Source organism: Marinococcus sp. LNHM4E3-1 (assembly GCF_056034405.1).
Genome location: NZ_JBQLID010000010.1, coordinates 57245 through 78520, shown reverse-complemented (window position 1 = coordinate 78520; position 21276 = coordinate 57245). Strand labels below are relative to the sequence as shown.

The following is a 21276-nucleotide window of genomic DNA, read 5'->3' as shown; positions in this document are numbered from 1 at the left end:
ACAAATATAAAACATCTCCGGGCCGGCGCATACTGATCGGCTGCAGGGGATGTTTTTTCAATAAAAGTCCCGCGACTATTGAAAAAATTCGCAGGACCGTTACCATTTAATCAGAAACGTCAACCGCGATAACGGGGTGGAAAAGATGAAACATTTAGAAGGGCTGGAGCATATTTACGACATATTATTTGGCAGTCTGCACCATTGTGTCGTCATTGTCGATGAGCAGGGAGTCATCACGTATATGAATGAATGCTACTATGATTTTCTCGGCACAAGTAGCGCAATAGCGATCGGACGCCATGTAACTGAGGTGATTGAAAATACACGCATGCATATCGTAGCTGCTTCGGGAGAAGCAGAGAAAGCAAACATGCAGTACATTAGAGGTAATTATATGATTGCCGACCGCGTACCTTTATATGATGATAGCCGTATTATTGGAGCGCTGGGACTGGTCATGTTCCGGGACAGAAAAGAATGGGCGGAGATGAATCAGCATATTAAAACATTAATGCTGGAACTCGAGTCGTATCAAAAGCAGGTGGAGCAGCTGAATGGCACATCTTATTCCCTGCACGATGCGATCAGTGTGTCCCCGGAGATGGAGGAAGTAAAAAGAAACGTGCGTAAGGTAGCTTCAAGCGACGTCTCCGTACTTTTGCGCGGGGAGACGGGGACCGGTAAAGAATTATTTGCCCAGGGCCTGCACAAGCTGAGCGAAAGAAGCACGAAGCCTTTTGTGAAAGTGAATTGTGCTGCCATACCGGGTGATCTGCTTGAGTCTGAGCTGTTTGGCTATGAGGAAGGAGCCTTTACCGGGGCAAAAAAAGGAGGAAAGCCGGGAAAATTCCAGCTGGCTGACCAGGGGACAATTTTTCTGGACGAGATAGGGGATATGCCGTTGAATACCCAGGTGAAAATTCTTCGTGTGCTTCAGGAGGGAGAGCTTGAGCCGCTTGGTGCACAAGGGCCACGGCAGGTGGACGTGCGGGTGGTTGCTGCAACCAATCAGCCGCTCGAACAGCTGATAGAAAGGCAGCAGTTCCGGGAGGATTTGTACTACCGGATTAATGTTATTTCAATTACGGTGCCTGCTCTGCGTGACCGTTCGGAGGATATTCCTCTGCTCAGCAAATTTATGCTCCAAAAAGTTACGGAAAGACTGGGCAAACGAATTACGGCGTTCGATCAGCAGGTGCTTGACCGCTTTTTGGATTACTCTTGGCCGGGGAATGTACGGGAACTCGAAAATACGGTTGAGGCAGCCGTGCATCTTGCAGAAGGAGAAACAATTCATCTGAGTGATCTTCCTGCACGCATGACGGAGGCGGGGCAGGCGAACCGGAAAAGCGGAATAAAACCGTTGAAACAAGTAATTGCTGAAGCAGAAAAGGAAGCGGTAAAGCAGGCGCTGAAGGAAGCGGAGGGTGATAAGCGGATAGCCTGCGATCTGCTCGGAGTAGGAAAGTCCAATCTCTACAATAAAATCATGAAATACAGCCTGGAATAACAGCGGGTTTTTCCATGTTTGCGGAAACCATTCCATTGTTTTGGAATGGTTTTTATTTTTTAAGTCTGTTCTTGTAAAAGAATACATTAGCGGCGGGAATTCGAAGCAAAAAGCATTCAAATAAATGTTGGCATGGTTTTTGCAAATATATAGACAGTAAACGGATTTGGAACAGAATTCGTTTTTGTAAGCGGTTACTAAAAATTTAATCAGGAGTGATACAAATGGTTCAAGGTAGAGTGGTATTTATTACAGGTGCAGCAAGCGGCATAGGGCTTGCAATCGGAAAAGCATTTGCCCGGCAGCATGCGAAGGTAGTACTGACAGATATAGATAAAAACAAAGTACAGAGTGCTGCCAGTGAGATCAAAGATGAAGGCTTCACCTGTATTGGACTGGTCTGTGATGTTACCAATGAAGATGCGGTGGACAAGGCTTTTGCGGAAACGCTGCGAGAGTTCGGCCGGGTGGATATTCTCATTAACAACGCCGGCATGCAGTACGTAGCAAAGCTTGAGGATTTCCCAACCGAAACATTTGAAAAAATGACCAAAATTATGCTGACAGCGCCTTTTTCCATGATGAAAAAAGCGGTTCCTATTATGAAAGAACAAAAGCACGGCCGAATTATTAATATGTCGTCGATCAACGGCGTAATCGGGTTTGCCGGAAAAGCGGGATACAACAGCGCAAAGCACGGGCTGATCGGGCTTACAAAAGTAGCAGCTTTAGAGGGAGCAGAGCATGGCATCACGGTAAATGCCCTCTGTCCGGGCTACGTCGACACACCGCTCGTCCGTAATCAGCTGGAGGATCTGGCGGCAGACCGGGGCGTTACGCTGGAAAAAGCCCTGGAGGAGGTTATCTATCCGCTCGTACCGCAGAAGCGTCTGCTCGATCCACAGGAAGTAGCAGACTATGCCTTATTTTTAGCCGGAGACCAGGCGAAAAGCGTAACCGGACAGAGCGTGTTAATTGATGGAGGTTATACGGCGCAGTAGTCTGCGTTTGTTTAAGATAGAAAAGGAGGTAAAATAATGCTTGGAATATTGTTAGGCTTAATTACATTAATGGTTCTCGCTTACTTAGGCTGGTCCATCATCTGGGTAGCTCCGGTGGCAGCAGGTATAGTAGCACTTACCGGAGGGCTCGATCTGCTTGATGCGTATACGGGTACATACATGAGCGGCTTCGTCGATTTCGCGCAAAGCTGGTTTCCGGTATTTATGCTTGGCGCGGTCTTCGGAAAACTAATGGAAGACACCGGGATGGCACGCTCTGTCGCTGTAGCGCTGACAAAGCTCATTGGGAGGAATCGGGCGATTTTAGGCGTCCTGGTTGCTTCTGCGGTACTTACTTACGGCGGTGTCAGCCTGTTTGTGGTTATTTTCGCTGTGTATCCGCTCGCTCTTTCCTTATTCAGGGAAGCAGATATCAGCCGCCGGCTGCTGCCGCCGACCGTCGCTTTAGGGGCATTTACATTTACGATGACAGCACTCCCGGGCACGCCGCAGATTCAAAACCTGATTCCGATCGAATACTTTCGTACAAGTGCTGCTGCCGCGCCGTTAATGGGCATTATCGCAGCTCTGGTGATGGCGGTGGGAGGCTATCTCTATTTACGGTGGCGCGAAAAACAGATGACGGCTAAAGGAGAGCGTTTCACTGAACCTAAGGACAAAAGCATGATGGAAAAAGAAGAGAAGGCACCACCGTTCATGCTGTCGATACTTCCGCTGATCACAGTGCTCTTAACACTGAATCTTCTCGGATGGGACATTGTGGTGGCGCTTCTGACAGGTATAGTACTTATTATGCTTCTCAATCTGACTAAATTTAAAAAGTTTGTGCCTGCCGTTAACGGGGGAGCGAGCGGTTCCGTGCTTGCTATCATTAATACGAGTGCTGCTGTTGGTTTTGGCAGTGTAGTAAGGGAAGTGCCGGGGTTTGACCAGTTAACCTCATTACTGATGGGGGTGCGCGGAAATCCATTAATTTCCGAAGCTGTAGCAGTTAACATTCTCGCCGGATCGACAGGATCCGCGTCGGGAGGAATGGGGATTGCACTCGAAGCACTGGGGGAAGAATACTATCAGATAGCGATGAATACAGGGATCGACCCTGAAGCATTTCACCGTATCGCTTCACTTTCTTCAGGTGGACTCGACGCACTTCCACATAATGGGGCGGTCCTGACTCTTTTAACAATTACAGGCATGAGCCATAAAGACAGCTATAAGGACATTTTTGTTGTCGCTGTGTTGATTCCGATCATCTCCGTGATTGTCGTTATTCTGCTGAACACGCTTGGTATTTTATAAATAAAGAGAAAAGGGCGTTCTGTAAATATTACAGGACGCCCTTTAATATGAAAATCCAAGCATTGTATATAAATTTGCAAACGTTTGCCCTATTTTATTTTATTTGCTATTGCATTTTATATCTAACACAAATATAATAAGATTAAATTTGAAAGCGATTTCATAAAAACGTTTATGCAAACGTTTGCTTTCATAACTAAAGTAGGGGGAAATGACATGAAGAAAAGACTTAGATGGCTGGCGATTCCTTTCTTAAGCGGAGCAGTTATACTCACAGGATGTGCACCCGACAGAGATGGAGGTGCTGAAGAAAGCGGTGGCAGTTCGGGAAATGAAGAGCCGGATAAACCAGAAAGCTTAAAAATTTGGGCAAATGATGATGACCGGCAGGTAAACGCATATAAAGAAATTACAGAAAACTTCACTGAAGAAACAGGTATTGAAGTTGAAATAGCGCGCCAGGACTTTGATGGACAAACAGAAAAAATTTCTCTGGATGGTCCGGCAGGTAATGGTCCTGATTTATTCTTCCAGCCACATGACCGGATTGGCGATATTCAGCTTCAGGGACTTGCCTCTCCGCTGGATGCAGATGATGAAAGGCTGGGGGAATACCAGGAAGAAGCTGTCCAGGCCATGACATATGACGGAGAGCTTTATGGAATCCCTTCGGTAACAGAAACTTATGCGTTACTGTACAATAAAGAAATTTTGGAGGAGCCTCCGGAGACTCTGGATGAGCTTGAAGAGGCAGCCGAGGAACATACGGATGCAGGCAATGATGAGTACGGGTTTCTTATGGAAGCAGCCAATTTTTATTTCACCTACCCGTTTGTAACAGCTTATGGTGGATACGTTTTTGAGCAAAATGAAGACGGAACCTATAATACGGAAGATATTGGACTTGCCACTGATGGAGCTGTAGAGGGCGGAGAAATGATTGGTTCGTGGTACGAAGAAGGTTATATTCCTCAAGGAATAACTGCAGATGTTATGAATGGTTTGTTTGAAAGCGGGGATGTTGGAGCAGTAGTCAGCGGACCGTGGGCGCTGCGGGGTTATGAAGAAGCAATTGGTGAGGAAAACCTTGGTGTAGCAACTCTGCCAACGACAGAAGACGGCGAAGAACTAACTTCGTTCTCGGGAGTAAAGGGATGGATGGTCTCTAATTTCGTCGAAGATGACCGTAAGTATTGGGCGGAAGAACTGGCATTATTTATGACCAATGAAGAAAGCTCAAAAACATATTTTGAAACCGCTGGAGAAGTTCCGGCGAATACAGCGGTCGTGGAGTCAGATCTCATTCAGGAAGACGAATATTTTGCAGGATTTGCTGAACAGACCAGACATGCAGAGCCAATGCCAAACGTGCCGGAAATGACGCAGGTATGGGACCCAATGGCAGACGCGCATGAATATATCGCAGAAGGAGCTGCCGCACAAGAAGTGCTTGAAGAAGCTGAAGGCGAAATAGAGCAGGAGATTGAACTGCAGGAATAACTATAGGCTTTCAAATGATGGCGCGGGCTTTTGAACATTTCTGATAGCCCGCGTTCAATATTTACACAGGGGGTTCTTATGCAAAATGAAAGGGCACTTTCACATAATAATAAACAGTCCCGGCACAGTGTACGTCTCGCTGTACTTTTAAGTATCATCCCTGGGGCGGGGCAATGGTATAACAGGAGATGGATTAAAGGAACAATTCTCTTTTTGATGGCGGCCGCATTCATTATCTCTTTTTTTCAGTTCATTAGTGTAGGCCTTTGGGGTTTGCGCACACTTGGTACTATTCCTGGGCTTGATGATTCCCGGGCATTAATTATTCAAGGAATACTATCATTATTTCTAATAGTGGTTGGAGCAGGATTTTACATTTTTAACCTCTTAGATGCCCGTCAGGACGCTGTCAAGATTTCTGAAGGCTGGGTCCTTCCCTCGGTAAAGGAAGCATTTAAAAACTGGTGGGACGCTATTTTTCCGTATGCGCTTATAACGCCTGGCTTTTTACTGCTTATATTTGTCGTCGTTTTTCCACTGCTCTTTATGATATTACTCGCTTTTACTAATTACGACCGGTACAATGCACCGCCCGGAAATCTGCTGGAATGGGTAGGGTTTGAAAACTTTCTCAACATTATCAATGTACCTATTTGGCGGGAAACTTTTATATCTGTACTTTCCTGGACACTCGTATGGACATTTGTTGCTACTACACTTCAAATTATATTGGCCCTTGTTCTCGCTGTTTTCGTAAACGATGAAAGAATAAAAGGAAAAAAGTTGATCCGAACGGTATTTATCCTTCCGTGGGCAGTACCAGCTTTTGTAACAATCCTTATATTCGCAGCGCTGTTTAATGATAATTTTGGCGCCATCAATCAGGGAATTATGGAACCATTATTTGGGCAGAGTGTGCCATGGCTTACAGATCCTCTATGGTCGCGTACAGCTCTTATTATGATTCAGGTATGGCTTGGTTTTCCATTTGTATTCGCTTTATTTACCGGAGTTCTGCAAAGTGTGTCTAAAGAGTGGTACGAAGCAGCAGATGTCGACGGCGGGTCAAAGCTACAAAAATTTCAATTTATCACCCTGCCTCACGTATTATTTGCTACGGCACCTCTTCTGATCATGCAGTATTCGTTTAATTTTAATAATTTTAATATCATTTACTTATTCAATGAAGGCGGCCCGGCAGTGAGGGGACAAAATGCCGGAGGAACAGATATATTAATTTCCTGGGTTTATGAACTTACTTTCCAGAATAATATGTTTAACATGGCGGCTGCCATATCACTAATTATGGGTCTGATGATTGCAGCATTTGCTATTCTTCAATTCAGGCGCACAAAATCATTCCAGGAAGAGGGGTAGAGGTAATGTCGGCACGTATGAAATCCCGTTTAGAAGTAACTGGAATTTATGCAGTGATAGCTGTAATGTTTATCATTATTTTTTATCCGCTGCTTTGGACATTTGGATTGTCTTTAAACGAAGGCACTAACCTGTATTCTTCGAGCATTATTCCAAAGAACCTTTCGTTCGAACATTACATTTGGCTTTTTACGGATCCCGCAAGTAATTATGTGACGTGGTATAAAAACACGCTTATCGTTGCGGCTACGGTTTCTATTGTAGCTACATTTTTTGTAGCTTTGACTGCATATTCATTTTCAAGGTATCGTTTCCGGGGAAGAAAGTACGGTATATACACATTTTTAATTCTGCAAATGTTTCCTGTTCTGATGGGCATGGTGGCTTTATACATTTTATTGAATACGGTGGGGCTGCTGGATTCACTTTTAGGACTAATTTTGATATATTTAGGCGGAGCGATACCGATGAATGCATTCCTTGTAAAAGGATATTTTGATACAATTCCTAAAGAATTGGATGAATCAGCAAGAATTGATGGAGCAGGACACTTTTCCGTATTGTTTAAAATTATGCTCCCACTTGCAAAACCTATACTCGCTGTAGTGGCATTATTTAATTTCATGACGCCATTTATGGATTTTCTGCTGCCAAGCATTATACTAAGAAGTGAAGAAAATTTTACGCTGGCGCTTGGTTTATTTAATTTTGTTAACGACCAATTTTCAAATAATTTCACTCGCTTTGCAGCTGGTTCTGTTTTAATTGCAGTACCAATTGCAACGGTTTATTTACTTTTACAGCGGTGGTTAATTTCAGGGCTCACCTCTGGAGCGACAAAAGGGTAAACCATGAGAGCTGGCAGGAAAGAGGGACCCCTAGTGGCTGTAACGATAAAAGATGTGGCAAAACGTGCGAATGTAGCGGCGTCTACAGTATCGCGGGTCATTGCTAACAGCTCTAAAATTAGCCCCGGCACAGCACGCAGGGTTCGTGAAGCAATCACAGAGCTTGACTATAATCCGAATTACCATGCCAGGAGCTTAGTTAAAAATACAACGAACACTATAGGTATTGTTATGCCGAGGTCGGCCCAGTCGACATTTCAAAACCCCTTCTTTCCAGAAGTGATCAGAGGGATTACGTCTGAAATACATGACAAGGATATAGGGTTATATTTATCTACTGGGCAGACGGAGGATGAAATTTACAATGAAGTGGTGAAAATGGTGGTGGAAAGCCGGGTAGACGGTATAATTCTTTTGTATTCTCAAGAGAATGACCGCATCATGCCTTTTCTATTAGAAAAAGATTTCCCCTTTGTATTAATTGGACGTCCTTCTGAACAGTTAAATCAAATATCCTACGTTAATAATGATAATGTGAAAGCAGGCGGAATGCTTACAGAATACCTGCTGCTCCTTAATCACAAAAAAATTGGCTTTATCGGCGGAAATGAAAATTCGATGGTAACGAAAGATCACTTAGAAGGATATGCAAATGCCCTGGAAAAGCGGGCGATTCCGTTTCGGGAAGAATATGTTGTATACCGGGAAGAAATCAAAGAGGGCGGACAGGAAGCGGCTATCGAATTAATGTCACTTGCGAATCCGCCGACTGCAATAATTGCTGCAGACGATATGATGGCTTTTGGGGTACTGCGAATGATTCAGGACATGAACAAAAAGGTGCCGGACGACGTTTCCATTGTCAGCTTTAATAATTTTATGCTTTCCGAGCTATCCACTCCGCCCCTTACTACGGTGGATATTCACATATTCGATTTAGGGGCGCGGGCAGCAGAGAACTTAGTGAATTTAATGCATTCAAGCAACAAAGATATTCAGCATACCATTGTGCCTCATCATCTCGTAAAAAGAGACTCATGCACCGTGTGGAATTAAAGAAAAATTTTTGCCGGGTCTTTCAGCTGTACAGGTAAATAACGTGTGACAAGCCTGCTTGCCGCTGATGCATAAACGGTTAAATAAGCATAAAACCCCTCTGTATTCTGAACAGAGGGGTTTTTTCTGCTGGAAATTAATAATTACTTATTCATCGTATTGCCTTCCGGCGGGATAGGGTGTTCCTGAAAGAACGAAGCCAGGTGCCATGTGTTGTAGGCAAGCATCTCTACGTGTTTTTTTGTGAATGCATTCTTTCGTCCGTCGCCGTCCATATAGGAAGGGCCAGGGCCGGCTTCTCCGACCCAGTAAGCATCCACATGTGGCGGAATAACAAAACCAATATGGGAGAGGGCGTACAATACAGCGGCTGACGCGTGCTTTGCTCCGTCTTCGTTTCCCGTAACGACAACACCGCCCACTTTGTTGTAGTAGATGGCCTGGCCGACAGCGTTGGTATCACCGCTGCTGCCGTAGAGCCGCTCAATGGCCAGTGTGGCCAGGCTGCTTTTTTCCCCGAGCCAGAGTGGTGTTCCGATTATTAGGATATTCGCTTGTCGCACTTGTTCAAAGATCAGCGGCCATTCGTCGCCGTTCCCCATATCGCCGCTGATACCATAGGGAATATAATAATCAGCAAGACGAATGGTTTTTGTTTCCACACCTTTACTTTTTAAAATATCGAGCACTTCATTCGAAAGAGCTTCTGTATGAGACGGCTCCGGGGAGGCTTTCAGAGAAGCGTTGAGCACCAGTGCGTATAGATGGCTCATGAAACATCTCTCCTTATTATTCATCGCGTGGATGAAAATATAATGTAACGCACGACTCGGTCGGGGTGATAATGAAACGAGCGCTCAGCTTTGAGAGGAAAGAAATGAAGGGAGGAGAGTTTCTGGCGATAGGGAAAAACCAGGGTTTTCACTTCCGAAAATTTCAAAAGCACAGAGTGATTAACCAAAAGGCCTTTGATCCATTAATGCAGCCCTGGCGTACATAATATTGTATGCATATGAAGCGGCAAATGAATACTGCCTGGGAGAAAGTTATATATCTTATACCCGTTACATAAGAAAAAATCCGTCCGGGCCGTGTTATTGCCATGGCCGGGCGGATTTTATATTTGTGGATTTGTTTTAAAAAAATCAGTTTTCGATTAAAGGCAGGAGCGTGGTGTAGTGATAATCCGGAGGCAGCTGCAGCTCTTCGGTTGGCTGCTCATTTCGATTGATCCAGGCTGTGGTGAAGCCAAATGCTTTAGCGCCGCTTATGTCCCAGCCATTACTCGATAGAAAGGTAATTTCATGACGAGGCGCTCCGGTGGTATCTAAAATGAGCTGATACGATGCCGGGGAAGGCTTAAATTGTTTGATATCGTCTACACTGAGGACGTAATCGAGGTAGTCGTTTAACCCGGCCTGTTCAAGCAACGGCTCGAGCATGTCTCTTGACCCGTTACTGAACACGATCAGGGTGGCAGACTGCTCTTTAAGCTTCTGCAGAACATGCATGCTTTCTTCAAAGAGCGATAAATGATTGTAGGCCTTCATCAGCTTTTGCTCAGTTTCCTGGGCCCATTCGGCGTGATGGGCAGCTAAAGAAAACCGCAGCGCATCTTTGGTAACAGAAGAGAAGGGGACGTATTTTCCCATTGCCTGACGGAGAAAGGAATACTGGATCTGCTTTTGTCTCCAAAGCTGGCCGATGCTTTCCCCCTTACCGGGGAAATGCTCCTCGCACGTGGCATCGATCGATTGAATATTAAAAAGAGTTCCATAAACATCAAAGGCAAAAATGGAGTTTGCAGACATCGAAAAGCTCCTTTTTAAATTTATATTTTCGGAGTACACATAGTTAAAAGGCGGGTGGCCATGTTACAGCCCAAATGAAGTCATGCCGCCGTCAATGTAAATGTTCTGACCGTTGACATAGCTCGACCCGGGAGCAGCCAGATACAGGACAGAGGTTTTGAGCTCGTCGAGACGACCAGTACGCTGGATCGGGGTGCGCTGTTCCACGGAGTGACGAAAATCCTCGTCTTCAAGGGATTCGGCATTAAAATCTGTTTTAAAGAACCATGGGCTGATCGCGTTAACCGTAATGCCGTACGGGGCAAGCTCACCCGACAATTGTTTGGTAAATTGGACAAGGCCTGCCTTACTCGGACCATAGACAGAACTGAAGAACAAGCTTACGCCGCCGGCCACCGAAGCCGTATTCACAATGCGGCCGTAATTGGCTTTTTTCATGTGGGGAACAACGGCCTGGGTCATGAGAAACGCAGACTTCATGTTCGTATTGAACACATGCTCCCAGTCCTCTTCACTTATATCCTCTACCTTGCCATAAGCGGCGGTGCCGGCATTATTAACAAGCACGTCGATCCGGCCGAAGTCCTCCATGATACGCGATACAGTCTGCGAAACCTGCTCTTTGTCCGTAACGTCACAGGTGAGAGGAGTTACTTCTGCATTCGTTTCGCTCCTGATTTCGTCAGCTGCTTCTTCAATTTTACTTTGAGTGCGGCCGAGAATAACCACGTGGGCTTCTGCTCCGGCGAGTGTTTCGGCCATAGTTTTTCCAATGCCGCTGCCGCCGCCGGTAACTACGGCAACCTGTTGGGCCAGAGAAAATAAGTTCATAGACATACTATCGATCCTTTCATTTTTTGTTCTAAAGAAAATACAGAAAGAGAAAACAGGAATACCCTCTCCGGATACCCCTGTTTCTATTCATTCAATCTATGGGTTTTTACGCTTCGGACCAGACCACCGGCATGTCAACGATTTCAGCCTTATAACTTTAAGGCTTGTCAGTAGAAAGTCCGAGCCACCGTTTTACTGGCTCCCGGAAATAATACGTGATGCCGATTAATAATAAAAATAAAGCCGCAGCAATGATGAATATTAAAATATTGCCTGAAGCTATACTGGCACCTAGAAAGCTGTAGGCAAATGTTCCAGGAATCATCCCCAGAACGGTGGCAAGAATAAATGAAGAGAAACGGACCCTGGCGATTCCACCTGCGTAGCTGAGTAAGTCAAAGCTCACAATAGGAATGAGGCGCAGGACAAAAATGTATAAAAATCCGCGCTTTTCCATTTGATTGAACAGCTTTTCCGACCAGGAGAAGCTGTCCATTTTTAATACTGAGCGGCCAAACAGCCGGGCCATAATATAGCCTGTGGAGGCGGCCCCTGTAGCCCCGATAATGATATAAAGAACACCGGGCCAGACACCAAAGGCAAGACCTGCTCCAAGCGACAGTACAGAGGTGGGAAAGAAGACAAACGGGCCGATAGTGTAAATAATGAAGAAAATCACCGGTCCCCACCACCCAAACGACAGTACGAAGTCACGGATATCGGGCGGACGGATCTCCAGATGAAAATGGGTGAAGTAAGAAACAGTGCCGAATGCTAATAAAATCAAAGCAATTTTCAGCCAGCGCGGAAGTGGGAGCACAATTCTTCATCCCTTTCGAAACATAGACGTACTGAGTGTTATTCGTTATTAATGCATTTATATCGTTAGTAAGCGGGAAACACTATTGTCGGAACAATGTACCACGGTGGAAAGTAATTATTCAAAGCATACGTACCGCGATGTAAGGAAGCTTACATGCCATATAAAAATAAAGCGACTCACAGAACAGAAATGAAAATAAATGCAGCTTCGAAATAACGGTTGCAGCAATACGGGGGATGCTGTAACTGCTGGAAAAAAGCGTATGCACATGGTGGAAAGCAGAGCCTTATTCTTGAAGCATTGAAGGTGGAAGCCGAAACGAAGAAATAGAAAAAGCCATGGCTTCCGCAGCCGTGGCTTTTGTACAGGAATATGTGTAAACACTGGCACTGATTTATAATCTGCCGGTAAAATAAAAAGAAGCAAAAGGTATCTGCTGTGTATATGGTTGAATACGACCCTGAGCACCAGCGGGACACATGGGCGGCGGCTTCCAAACTGGTAATTTGTGCAGCCGGATATTTTAATTAGATCCAAACGGCCCGTGGGGATTATGGGAGTAGGAGCTGTTCTGATTCTTGTCATCCCGGGAGAGACTTTGTTTGGCTTCGTCTTTCGTTTTCTGCACTTCCTGTACAGCTTCCTTACCTTCCTTTTGCACAGTATCCTCAATCTCTTCACTGGCTTCTTTAGCGGTGTCGGCGATTGTCTTCGATTCCTGCTGAATCTGTTGAAGCTGCCAAATGAGATTTCTGCCGTATTTTTCATAAATCGTATGCAGCTGAACACCTGTCGTTTTAAAGAGCTCGAGGGAACGCTGGAATCTGTTTTTTACTTCTTCCGTAACAATGCTTTCACCGGTTTCTTTTTCTTGGCTGGATGACCTCACTGTAAGCCAGGCAATGCCGCTTCCAACAATGACTGTAGACAAAATCGCAAGCGAAATGACGTTCTGTTTAGACGTATTCGTCATTGGTACCTCCTTTTAACTGTAGGTGATTTGAATAACTAATCTGGTGATAAATAAATAAGGAAGAGAAAAAGATCTCTTCCTTATCGGTGAAATTTATAAAATAAACTGTGCTGCTTACTTTTTGTCCATGTCCGGAAGGGTGTTGTGCATATAGTCAGGGGCTGGTTTCAGCTCCGGCTTGCCGCCATGGGCCTTTGGCTCGGATATATACTCAAAGGACTGGCCGTCCGGTGCTTTATCTTTCAGCCAGTTGAGATTCGCGCTTTGCTCCCCTTCCGAGAAGTTCATCAGTTGATGGGAAAACTCGGTTGCTTCCCATTGGGCTGGTACGGTGGATGGTGCCGTAAAGCCTTCTTTCTGCTCGAGCTCTTTAATAGCTGCTGCCCACTGGTTCTGGTGCATCGTGTCCCGGGCGAGTAAGAAGGAAAGCATCTGGCGGACACCTTTGTCTTCGGTCATTTCATACAGGCGGGCCACCTGGAGGCGTCCCTGCGATTCCGCGTTAAGGTTAGCACGGAAATCACTGAGCACATTGCCGCTCGCAATAATATAGCCGGCGTTCCAAGGGACACCGTTGCTGTCTTTAGGCACAGCGCCAAGTCCGGAAACGATCGCATGCTGCGGGTTCATGTCGCCCATAATGGATTCGACAATGGGATTTTTCGCTGCTTCTTCCTGTTCTTCCACAGGCGCGTCATCAAGCAGCTGGGCGATCATGGTCGCGATCATTTCGATATGGCCGAATTCTTCCGTGCCGGTATCCATCAACAAATCCTTATACTGCTCGTTGCCGCGGGTGTTCCAGCCCTGGAACATGTACTGCATCGCTACCGAGATTTCTCCGAACTGGCCGCCGAGAATCTCCTGCAGCTTTTTGGCAAAGACGGGATCCGGACGATCTGGTTTCGCGTGAAATTGCAGCTCTTTACGGTGAAAAAACATAAATGAATAACCCCTTTTTGTAGTAAATAGTTAGTTGGTCTAATTAAATGTGTATCGTCCGATTTATGAATGAAACAACATACCGCCCTGGCGCCTGGTGGCAGGCCCTCCTTTCCAAAATCATAAAAAAAGAGCCAGAAAAAGGAGGTCTCTCCCTTCTCTGGCTCATAACTCAGCTTTTTATCTGGTTATTCCCGCCATGCAATATGTTGTACTGCTTATGCTATAGCCAATAATCAAAAGGTTTAAACGTAGATGCTCTATTTATTTTAAAAAGCCTGCAGAATTTTTAGAATGGCGAAGATTTTAATAAGCCAGGGGGAAGTATGCTAATATAGACCTGCTGTTAATGTAAGTGATCCAATTAAAGAAGTCGGAGAAAGGAGGGGGAAAATGAAGCTTGATACATTTACCCTGGGGCAGATATTTGAAACAGATGCCTACAGAGTAACGAAGGAGGATATCCTTCGGTTCGCGCGTGAATTTGACCCACAATATATGCATATAGATGAAGAGAAAGCTGCAGCAGGAAGATTCAACGGTATTATTGCTTCGGGCATTCATACGATCAGCATCACGTTCAAGCTCTGGGTGGAAACAGGGATGTACGGAGAAGAGGTCGTTGCAGGTACGGAGATGAATCATATTAAATTTATGAAGCCGGTGTACCCGGGCGACGAACTGCGGGCTTATGCCGAAGTGACGAAGATAGAAGCAAAAAGAGAAACGGAAGGTATACTTACAGTGATGCTCAGAACATACAATCAAAAGAATATAAAGGTATTTGAAAGCGAATTGTCGGCCCTGATCAAACGTTAATTTCGTATAGAAAAGCCAGCCCGTCATCATAATGGGCTGGCTTTTACGTATTTGCTATGAACCGCCGCCTTCGGCAAATTCACGAAGCCGCTTCAAGTGGATCGGGGCGTCCATCTGGTCATCAACGTTCATTTCAATAAAATGAAGTGTATCCTTCTGATCGGTCCGTGTGACAGCCTCCTCGAAGTCAGCAGAGGTGGAGACGCTTATCGTTTCAGCATCCGGGTAAAAGCTTTTCACAAGCTGCACGTAGTCCCAGCGCGGAATGTCATTGTAGCGGGCGTGTGTATTTTCTGTATTCAAATAACGTTCTACAGTGTAGCCGTCATTGTTTAAAAAGAAAATCACCGGCTTAAGATTCTGCTCGGCCATCGCGCTCAGCTCCTGGGCGGTCAGCTGGAACGAGCCGTCCCCGATAAATAAAAGCACGCGCCGCTCCGGAGCGGCAAGCTGGGCACCGAAAGCTGCCGGCAGGGCGTACCCGATGCTCTGCCACGATCCCTGGGAAATAAACAGCGTATTCTCAGGCAGACGTACATGCGGCAGACCGTAGGAAAAGGTGCCGGTTTCAACGACAACAATATCCTCGGGCCGCAGCATTTTTTGGATAACTGGATAGTACGTTTCCGCCAGCAGTCGTTCAGAATAATGTTCGGAAGGAAAATCGTAGAAGGACGGAAAATACCCTGGTTTTTCAAATGTACGGCACTCCATGAATGTGAGGGCATCAATCACTTCTTCGACCGAGGTATTGTAACGGGCTTTGTTCTGAACGGAAATGTGTTGCGGCTGAATGTCAATCCGCTTCTCCACCGGGAGATCGGCGGTGAATTTCGCCATGTTAAAGTCGGATTCAAGCAGGCCGGCAGTAATAATTAAATCGGCGTTTTCTACGTAATCACGCACCTGCTGGCTGCCAAAGGCACCGCCGTATATGCCGATGTACAGCGGGTGCTGTTCATTAAATCCGCTTTTTCCCTGCATCATCTGGGCTGTTGGAATATTTAAGTGCTCTGCCAGCTGTAAAATCATGTTCTCCATATGGTAGCGGGATGTAAAAATATCCACAAGCAGCACTGCGTTTTCTGCGTGATCGATCGTCTCCTTCATCAGCTGGGCGGTTTCCTGCACTACCAGCTCATCGCTCGTATAAGAGAGCTCCTGCTGCACTCCCGGCATTTCAATGGAAGTGGCTGCTACGTCCTGAGGGACGTCAATATAGACTGGCTTTCGTTCACGGACAGCGGAAGCGATAGCTTTCGGGATTTCTGCGGTGGCGTTTTCAGCAGTGATTTTCACTGCGTAGCACGTGATTTCCTGGTGCATACGCAGAAATACCGAGTAGTCGCCGTCCATCAGGGTATGATGGGCTTTAACACCATTTTCCTGCATGGAAGAGGCAGGAGATCCGACAATTTGAATTAAAGGGATATGTTCACTGTAGGCGCCGGCGACAGCGTTGGAAGCGCTCAATTCCCCAACGCCAAACGTGGTGATCAGGGCACTGAGCCCTTTGACGTGCGCATACCCATCAGCGGCGTAGCCGGCATTCAACTCATTCCGGTTATCGACAAAACGTATGCCGCTGTAAGTTTCGAGTTCATCCAGCAGAGCGAAATTATAGTCGCCCGGTACGCCGAATATTTCTGTAATGCCTTCTTTTTCAAGGCAGTCGTATAAAAAGGAACTGACTGTTTGTTTTGCTGCCATAATGTACCTCCTGAACTGGATAATAGTAGCCTGTTCCCGTATCAGCGGGAATTTAGACATAAACAAGGAGGGGAATTGCCCGCAGCAGTTAATAAAGAAGAACTGCGCTTTTACAATGTAGTAATAATCGGTCCGTCCTTAGTAAGAATAATTGTATGCTCGTATTGAGCCACATAGCTGTCATCAGTCAAAAGGGTCCATCCATCGTCAGACTGGAAAACCTCCTCTTCAGATGTAGAGATAAAGGGCTCAAGGGCAATGACGGTACCGTCCTTAAAAATTTCATCGTCCCAGCGGGAAAAGTAGCTAAAAATATGCTCCGGCGGCTCATGAATTGAGCGTCCAATACCGTGGCCGGTAAGATTTTTGATGACAGTCAATCCGTGCTTTTTAGCTACATTGTGTACTGCCTTTCCGAGAGTACTTTTTTTCGATCCTGGCTTTGCCTTCTCCAGGCCGGCATCAAAAGCTTCTTTCGCAGCGTCGCAAATTTTTTGTAAAGCTGGTTCAGCATTACCGACCACAAAGGAAACCCCGGTATCGGCGAAATAACCATTCTTCGAGCCTGAAACGTCGATATTGACGAGATCTCCTTCCTGAATGACCCGCTCGCCCGGAATTCCGTGCGCCACTTCTTCATTGATGCTGATGCACGTCTGACCAGGGAAATCGTACACTCCCTTTGGAGCAGATTGAGCTCCTGATTGTTCAAAAAGCTCTTCTGCAATATCGTCGAGTTCCTTTGTGGTAATACCCGGTTCAGCTGCCTGAACTAATTTATCGCGAATCGCTCCGCATATTTCACCAATTTCCTGTAATCCCTGAAAATCTTCTTCCGTTTTTGCAATCATTGTGTATCCTCACTTTTTAAGCATTTTATGATGAACATTTCATATAGATTCTATCATAAAAAAATTTAAGGGGAAGCAGCCTGAACGATGAAAAAATCTTCATTATGATAGTGGTACCGAAATTTGAATAGCAGCCAGGCTGTTCCTCATTTAAAAATGACGAACCATTATGGTAATGTTGAACACAATTACCAGACATCAGAGTGATGAAAATGTTCATGCAAGTATTTGAAGGATAGTACAAAGGAGTTTCATTATATGAATAAGCAATTAATTACGGTTGGCCTTTCATCGTTATTAGCATTATCCGCCTGCGGTGCGCCGGATGAAACCGGCAGCGGTTCAAGTGAAGAATCCGCAAGGGAAGCGCAGGGATCTTCAGATGATTCTTCCAGTAATAACGAAGAGGAGACACCGGCATCAAGTCCTCAAGAAACGTCTGAACGTTATGAACAGCTACACGAAACGATGACAACGTTTAGTCTTCCCGAAAAGGGCCGTATAAGTAATGAGAAAGCAGAATTAAGGTTTGGGGAAATTCTGCGGCCTGAAGACGATTATGAAGATGTAATTGTTTATGATAATTCGATGATTTTTTATAAAGATACAAAAGAAACATATACTTATTCCTGGATTAATTACGATACATTATCGCAGGAAGACAAGCCTGAGCCGTATGGTACGCAAGCATTAGGGGCATTAAAATATAGAGTAAACCAACCGCTTTCCATTTACTCGTCTATATTCGAAGAAGACGGAGGGACGCCTTTAAAAGATTTAGATGAATATGAAGGCGAGAAAAAATCCCTTATCGAATCAGGAGCACTTGAAGAAAAAGCAGAAGAAGGAGATAACCTGACGGGCTACGAGGCTATTGAAGAAGGTTCACGTAACTCTTTAAGCGAACTTTATCAGCTTGAACCTTACGTTGAACAATTCGACGCTGTTCACGACTGGACAACAGAAACGATCTATTACTTTGAAGAAGCGAGATCGTATGACGAAGACGAATGGAAAGAAGCGTATAAGTATTACAAAAAAGGTATCGATAATATCGACGAAATGGAAAAAGCAATAAACGAATAGCCTGTTATGTCCTTCCTTCCCGATTCGGAAGATATGCCGTTTATTGATTGCTTCGCTATTACAGTGGGGACCATATCAGATAACCATGTGGTCATTGTTTGGGCGGCTTCTTTTTCGTGAATAAATACTAGTAAGAAAGGACGTGATTGGTTGAATCGTCTACAATACGAAAAATCGCCCTATCTTCAGCAGCATAAAAACAACCCGGTGGACTGGTATCCATGGGGCACGGAGGCTTTTGAGAAAGCAGAGGAAGAAAATAAACCGTTAATGGTGTCCATTGGCTACTCGACCTGTCACTGGTGCCATGTAATGGAACAGGAGAGCTTTGAAAACGCGGAAGTGGCAGCGGTCTTAAATGAAAAGTTTGTACCGGTAAAGGTAGACCGGGAGGAGCGCCCGGATGTGGACGCCATCTACATGTCAGCATGCCAGGCCATGAACGGGCACGGAGGCTGGCCGCTGAATGTCTTCATTACACCGGATCAGAAACCTTTTTATGCAGCCACCTATATACCAAGAAATCAAATGGGCAGCATGCCCGGAATTATGGACGTTCTGAGCCAGCTTTCAGATATTTACCGGGACGACCCTGAGCGTGTGGCACAGGTGGGGAATGATATTTCCAAAGCACTAAAGCCGCGGGCTGTGGAAACGAGGCAGCTGAACATTAACAATGTGCATACAGCGTTCCGCGCCTTTACGCAGCAGTTTGATTCCTCGAACGGCGGATTTGGGTCCGCCCCGAAATTTCCAAGCCCGCATATCGTGATGTATCTGCTGCATTACTATCATCAGTTTGAAAGCGAGGGGGCGCTGTACATGGCCACCTCCACGCTCGATGCGATGGCGTCGGGAGGCATCAGAGACCATATTGGCGGCGGGTTTTCCCGTTACGCGACAGATGAAGCGTGGCTTGTGCCCCATTTTGAAAAAATGCTGTACGACAACGCGCTGCTTCTGATGGCTTATACGGAGGCCTACCAGCTGACAGGTCAGACGAGATATAAGGAAGTGGTGGAGGAAATCATCAAATATGTCCATCGGGATCTCACCCATGAAGAAGGAGCGTTTTTCTGCGGAGAAGATGCTGACAGCGAAGGGGAAGAGGGCAAATTTTACGTCTGGACCCCGGAGGAGATTGAAAACGTGCTTGGAAAAGAGCGGGGCGAACAGTTTGCGATTGAGTACGGTATCGACCCGGCCGGAAACTTTGAAGGAAAAAGCATCCCCAACCGGATCAACCGTCCGACTGCCGGCTGGAGTGACGCCGAACGTCAGGAGGCGCTGCAGGCCTTATACGAACACCGGGAAAAGCGTGTGCGTCCGTTCCGGGATGAAAAAATACTTACATCCTGGAATGGCTGGATGATAGCCTCTATGGCTAAAGCTGGACGGGTTTTCCAGGAGGAAACATGGACGGAGTTCGCTGAACAGGCGTACCGTTTTATTGAAACCCGGCTTCAGGATCAAAGCGGACGGTTCAAAGCCCGCTGGAAGGATGGCGACGTGCAGTACGATGCATACGTGGATGATTATGCCAATATGATATGGGCGAGTACAGAGCTTTACGCTTCGACGTGGAAGCCGGAATATATTGAGAAAGCATCCGCCTGGGCAGAAACGATGATTGATTACTACTACGATCAGGAAAACGGTGGGTTCTTTCTGACCGCATCCGACGGGGAATCACTTCTTTTCCGGCCGAAGGAAGCTTTTGACGGAGCCGCGCCTTCCGGAAACAGTGTAGCTGCAGTACAGCTGATGAGACTGGCCCGTCTTGCCGGCAATATGGAATTTGAACGAACAGCCGAAAAAACATGGGAAGCTTTTTCGGCTTCGATCGAACAGGCGCCAACTGCCTTTGGACATCTCATGCAGGGGCTGGTGCTTTTTCACGGAGACAGAAAGGAAGTAGTTATACGACCTGCGCAGGATGACGAGGCGTTTCGGGTGAAAACATACATCCAGCGCGCGTTTCATCCGGAAGTGACAAGCGTGGTCGCCGAAGAAAATACTGATCTCAGCCGGGCGGCTCCGTTTGCAGAGGATTACCCCGTGCAGGAAGGAAAGACCACTATTTATGTCTGCAGGGACTTTTCCTGCCATGCGCCTGTACACAGTACAGAAAGCATGAAATATTTATTCGGTGTCAGGCAGGACGAACAATGACCATTATTACGGTGGAAGCAGAAAACAATGTGTGGATTCCGGATCTGTCCGAACGGCTTAAGCGTTATTTCCCCGAGGCAAAGCTGATCGGGCGTCTTGCAGAAATTCCTGAGGAGCCGTGGGAGTGGATCGAGGCCGAACGACAGCGGAACCGGGAGGCAAAGCAGTGGGAAGAAGAAGGCGTACCGGTCATCGTGGAAGGAGACGTGCTGGCGCCGTTCATGAAAGCCTGGATGCACTATTTCCGCAAGCCCTGGCCTGAGCTTTATGAGCTCGATGATTATTACCGCAAGCGTCTGCAGGACTTTCGGCTTCATCTGTCGCAGCGGTATGTTTTTATCCAGCAGGAGGAAAAGAAAAAGTGGCGATGGCCGAAGCGGAAGTCTCCGCTCGAAGAAGAGAAGGAAGCCAAATACCGTTACTACAACGGAATGAAGTCGCATACACCGGAGCTGATCGATCTGGTGGCATATGACTGGCTCGGAACGTATCCTGAATACCTTGAACAGCACTGGCCGGCAGAACATCCCAAACGGGAGTGGCCGATGCATCTGTATGAGTTTATGATTTATTTTGCAGCGAATCAGCGGGCGTGACAAAAGTCGCTCCCGTTTTTTCTATCTTTGTTTAAAGCGTGATA

The 21276-nt window shown here is 46.2% G+C and carries 19 protein-coding genes; 11 read left to right on the top strand and 8 right to left on the bottom strand.

The genetic code is table 11. The annotated features are described in order from the left end of the window. The first annotated feature begins 145 nt into the window (after window positions 1-145). From ACTRXI_RS11790 to ACTRXI_RS11760, 7 genes are all read left to right on the top strand, one after another. Window positions 146-1513: a sigma-54 interaction domain-containing protein gene (locus tag ACTRXI_RS11790; protein ID WP_474262739.1), complete on the top strand. Its 1368-nt coding sequence runs from the start codon at window positions 146-148 to the stop codon at window positions 1511-1513. Between the two features lie 224 nt (window positions 1514-1737). Next, entirely contained in the window at window positions 1738-2514 is a 777-nt protein-coding gene (locus tag ACTRXI_RS11785) for a 3-hydroxybutyrate dehydrogenase (protein WP_474262736.1), read from the top strand. 36 nt (window positions 2515-2550) lie between these two features. Further along, entirely contained in the window at window positions 2551-3834 is a 1284-nt protein-coding gene (locus ACTRXI_RS11780) for a GntP family permease (protein WP_474262734.1), read from the top strand. A gap of 216 nt (window positions 3835-4050) precedes the next feature. Further along, complete coding sequence (locus ACTRXI_RS11775) at window positions 4051-5334, top strand: extracellular solute-binding protein (protein WP_474262732.1); 1284 nt, start codon at window positions 4051-4053, stop codon at window positions 5332-5334. Between the two features lie 78 nt (window positions 5335-5412). After that, a complete protein-coding gene (locus tag ACTRXI_RS11770) occupies window positions 5413-6711 on the top strand; it encodes a sugar ABC transporter permease (RefSeq protein WP_474262730.1) in 1299 nt (432 codons plus the stop codon). Window positions 6712-6716: 5 nt separating this feature from the next. Continuing rightward, window positions 6717-7559, top strand: coding sequence for a sugar ABC transporter permease (locus tag ACTRXI_RS11765; RefSeq protein WP_091614322.1), 843 nt, complete (start codon window positions 6717-6719; stop codon window positions 7557-7559). Between the two features lie 33 nt (window positions 7560-7592). Next, on the top strand, window positions 7593-8615 hold the full coding sequence (locus tag ACTRXI_RS11760; protein ID WP_474262727.1) for a LacI family DNA-binding transcriptional regulator: 1023 nt from the start codon (window positions 7593-7595) through the stop codon (window positions 8613-8615). A 143-nt stretch (window positions 8616-8758) separates the two neighbouring features. On the opposite strand, the gene ACTRXI_RS11755 is transcribed toward ACTRXI_RS11760, so the two are convergent. The 6 genes from ACTRXI_RS11755 to ACTRXI_RS11730 form a co-directional block, all read right to left on the bottom strand. Further along, window positions 8759-9388 carry a flavodoxin family protein gene (locus ACTRXI_RS11755; protein WP_474262725.1) on the bottom strand — a complete coding sequence of 210 codons (630 nt, stop codon included), beginning with the start codon at window positions 9386-9388 and terminating at the stop codon, window positions 8759-8761. Window positions 9389-9760: 372 nt separating this feature from the next. Next, the gene (locus ACTRXI_RS11750; RefSeq protein ID WP_474262723.1) at window positions 9761-10426 is read right to left on the bottom strand and encodes a haloacid dehalogenase type II; all 666 of its coding nucleotides are present in this window, start codon (window positions 10424-10426) and stop codon (window positions 9761-9763) included. 63 nt (window positions 10427-10489) lie between these two features. Next, window positions 10490-11263, bottom strand: a complete 774-nt coding sequence (locus tag ACTRXI_RS11745; protein ID WP_474262721.1) for an SDR family NAD(P)-dependent oxidoreductase — start codon at window positions 11261-11263, stop codon at window positions 10490-10492. Between the two features lie 154 nt (window positions 11264-11417). Beyond that, complete coding sequence (locus ACTRXI_RS11740; protein ID WP_474262719.1) at window positions 11418-12080, bottom strand: TVP38/TMEM64 family protein; 663 nt, start codon at window positions 12078-12080, stop codon at window positions 11418-11420. A 526-nt stretch (window positions 12081-12606) separates the two neighbouring features. Beyond that, on the bottom strand, window positions 12607-13056 hold the full coding sequence (locus tag ACTRXI_RS11735) for a hypothetical protein (protein WP_474262717.1): 450 nt from the start codon (window positions 13054-13056) through the stop codon (window positions 12607-12609). Between the two features lie 114 nt (window positions 13057-13170). Next, the gene (locus ACTRXI_RS11730) at window positions 13171-13998 is read right to left on the bottom strand and encodes a manganese catalase (RefSeq protein ID WP_322527202.1); all 828 of its coding nucleotides are present in this window, start codon (window positions 13996-13998) and stop codon (window positions 13171-13173) included. 393 nt (window positions 13999-14391) lie between these two features. Between ACTRXI_RS11730 and ACTRXI_RS11725 the strand changes: the two genes are divergently transcribed. Next, window positions 14392-14817, top strand: a complete 426-nt coding sequence (locus tag ACTRXI_RS11725; RefSeq protein WP_474262714.1) for a MaoC family dehydratase — start codon at window positions 14392-14394, stop codon at window positions 14815-14817. Window positions 14818-14871: 54 nt separating this feature from the next. On the opposite strand, the gene ACTRXI_RS11720 is transcribed toward ACTRXI_RS11725, so the two are convergent. Together ACTRXI_RS11720 and map are read right to left on the bottom strand one after the other, a co-directional pair. Beyond that, window positions 14872-16527, bottom strand: a complete 1656-nt coding sequence (locus ACTRXI_RS11720) for an alpha-keto acid decarboxylase family protein (RefSeq protein WP_474262712.1) — start codon at window positions 16525-16527, stop codon at window positions 14872-14874. 110 nt (window positions 16528-16637) lie between these two features. Continuing rightward, window positions 16638-17378, bottom strand: coding sequence for a type I methionyl aminopeptidase (map, locus tag ACTRXI_RS11715; protein WP_474262710.1), 741 nt, complete (start codon window positions 17376-17378; stop codon window positions 16638-16640). 258 nt (window positions 17379-17636) lie between these two features. Here map and ACTRXI_RS11710 point away from each other — a divergent pair, with 258 nt between their 5' ends. The 3 genes from ACTRXI_RS11710 to ACTRXI_RS11700 all read left to right on the top strand — a co-directional run bounded on the left by ACTRXI_RS11710 (window position 17637) and on the right by ACTRXI_RS11700 (window position 21232). After that, window positions 17637-18464: a hypothetical protein gene (locus ACTRXI_RS11710; protein WP_474262708.1), complete on the top strand. Its 828-nt coding sequence runs from the start codon at window positions 17637-17639 to the stop codon at window positions 18462-18464. A 150-nt stretch (window positions 18465-18614) separates the two neighbouring features. Further along, entirely contained in the window at window positions 18615-20636 is a 2022-nt protein-coding gene (locus tag ACTRXI_RS11705; RefSeq protein ID WP_474262706.1) for a thioredoxin domain-containing protein, read from the top strand. Further along, window positions 20633-21232: a hypothetical protein gene (locus ACTRXI_RS11700; RefSeq protein WP_474262704.1), complete on the top strand. Its 600-nt coding sequence runs from the start codon at window positions 20633-20635 to the stop codon at window positions 21230-21232. Before ACTRXI_RS11705 ends, ACTRXI_RS11700 begins: the two co-directional genes overlap by 4 nt. The last annotated feature ends 44 nt before the right edge of the window (window positions 21233-21276 follow it).

Coding starts and splice junctions, on each gene's coding strand:
- ACTRXI_RS11790 (WP_474262739.1), top strand. CDS start 146: ATGAAACATTTAGAAGGGCTGGAGCATATTTACGACATATTATTTGGC.
- ACTRXI_RS11785 (WP_474262736.1), top strand. CDS start 1,738: ATGGTTCAAGGTAGAGTGGTATTTATTACAGGTGCAGCAAGCGGCATA.
- ACTRXI_RS11780 (WP_474262734.1), top strand. CDS start 2,551: ATGCTTGGAATATTGTTAGGCTTAATTACATTAATGGTTCTCGCTTAC.
- ACTRXI_RS11775 (WP_474262732.1), top strand. CDS start 4,051: ATGAAGAAAAGACTTAGATGGCTGGCGATTCCTTTCTTAAGCGGAGCA.
- ACTRXI_RS11770 (WP_474262730.1), top strand. CDS start 5,413: ATGCAAAATGAAAGGGCACTTTCACATAATAATAAACAGTCCCGGCAC.
- ACTRXI_RS11765 (WP_091614322.1), top strand. CDS start 6,717: ATGTCGGCACGTATGAAATCCCGTTTAGAAGTAACTGGAATTTATGCA.
- ACTRXI_RS11755 (WP_474262725.1), bottom strand. CDS start 9,388: ATGAGCCATCTATACGCACTGGTGCTCAACGCTTCTCTGAAAGCCTCC.
- ACTRXI_RS11750 (WP_474262723.1), bottom strand. CDS start 10,426: ATGTCTGCAAACTCCATTTTTGCCTTTGATGTTTATGGAACTCTTTTT.
- ACTRXI_RS11745 (WP_474262721.1), bottom strand. CDS start 11,263: ATGTCTATGAACTTATTTTCTCTGGCCCAACAGGTTGCCGTAGTTACC.
- ACTRXI_RS11735 (WP_474262717.1), bottom strand. CDS start 13,056: ATGACGAATACGTCTAAACAGAACGTCATTTCGCTTGCGATTTTGTCT.
- ACTRXI_RS11730 (WP_322527202.1), bottom strand. CDS start 13,998: ATGTTTTTTCACCGTAAAGAGCTGCAATTTCACGCGAAACCAGATCGT.
- ACTRXI_RS11725 (WP_474262714.1), top strand. CDS start 14,392: ATGAAGCTTGATACATTTACCCTGGGGCAGATATTTGAAACAGATGCC.
- ACTRXI_RS11720 (WP_474262712.1), bottom strand. CDS start 16,527: ATGGCAGCAAAACAAACAGTCAGTTCCTTTTTATACGACTGCCTTGAA.
- map (WP_474262710.1), bottom strand. CDS start 17,378: ATGATTGCAAAAACGGAAGAAGATTTTCAGGGATTACAGGAAATTGGT.
- ACTRXI_RS11710 (WP_474262708.1), top strand. CDS start 17,637: ATGAATAAGCAATTAATTACGGTTGGCCTTTCATCGTTATTAGCATTA.
- ACTRXI_RS11700 (WP_474262704.1), top strand. CDS start 20,633: ATGACCATTATTACGGTGGAAGCAGAAAACAATGTGTGGATTCCGGAT.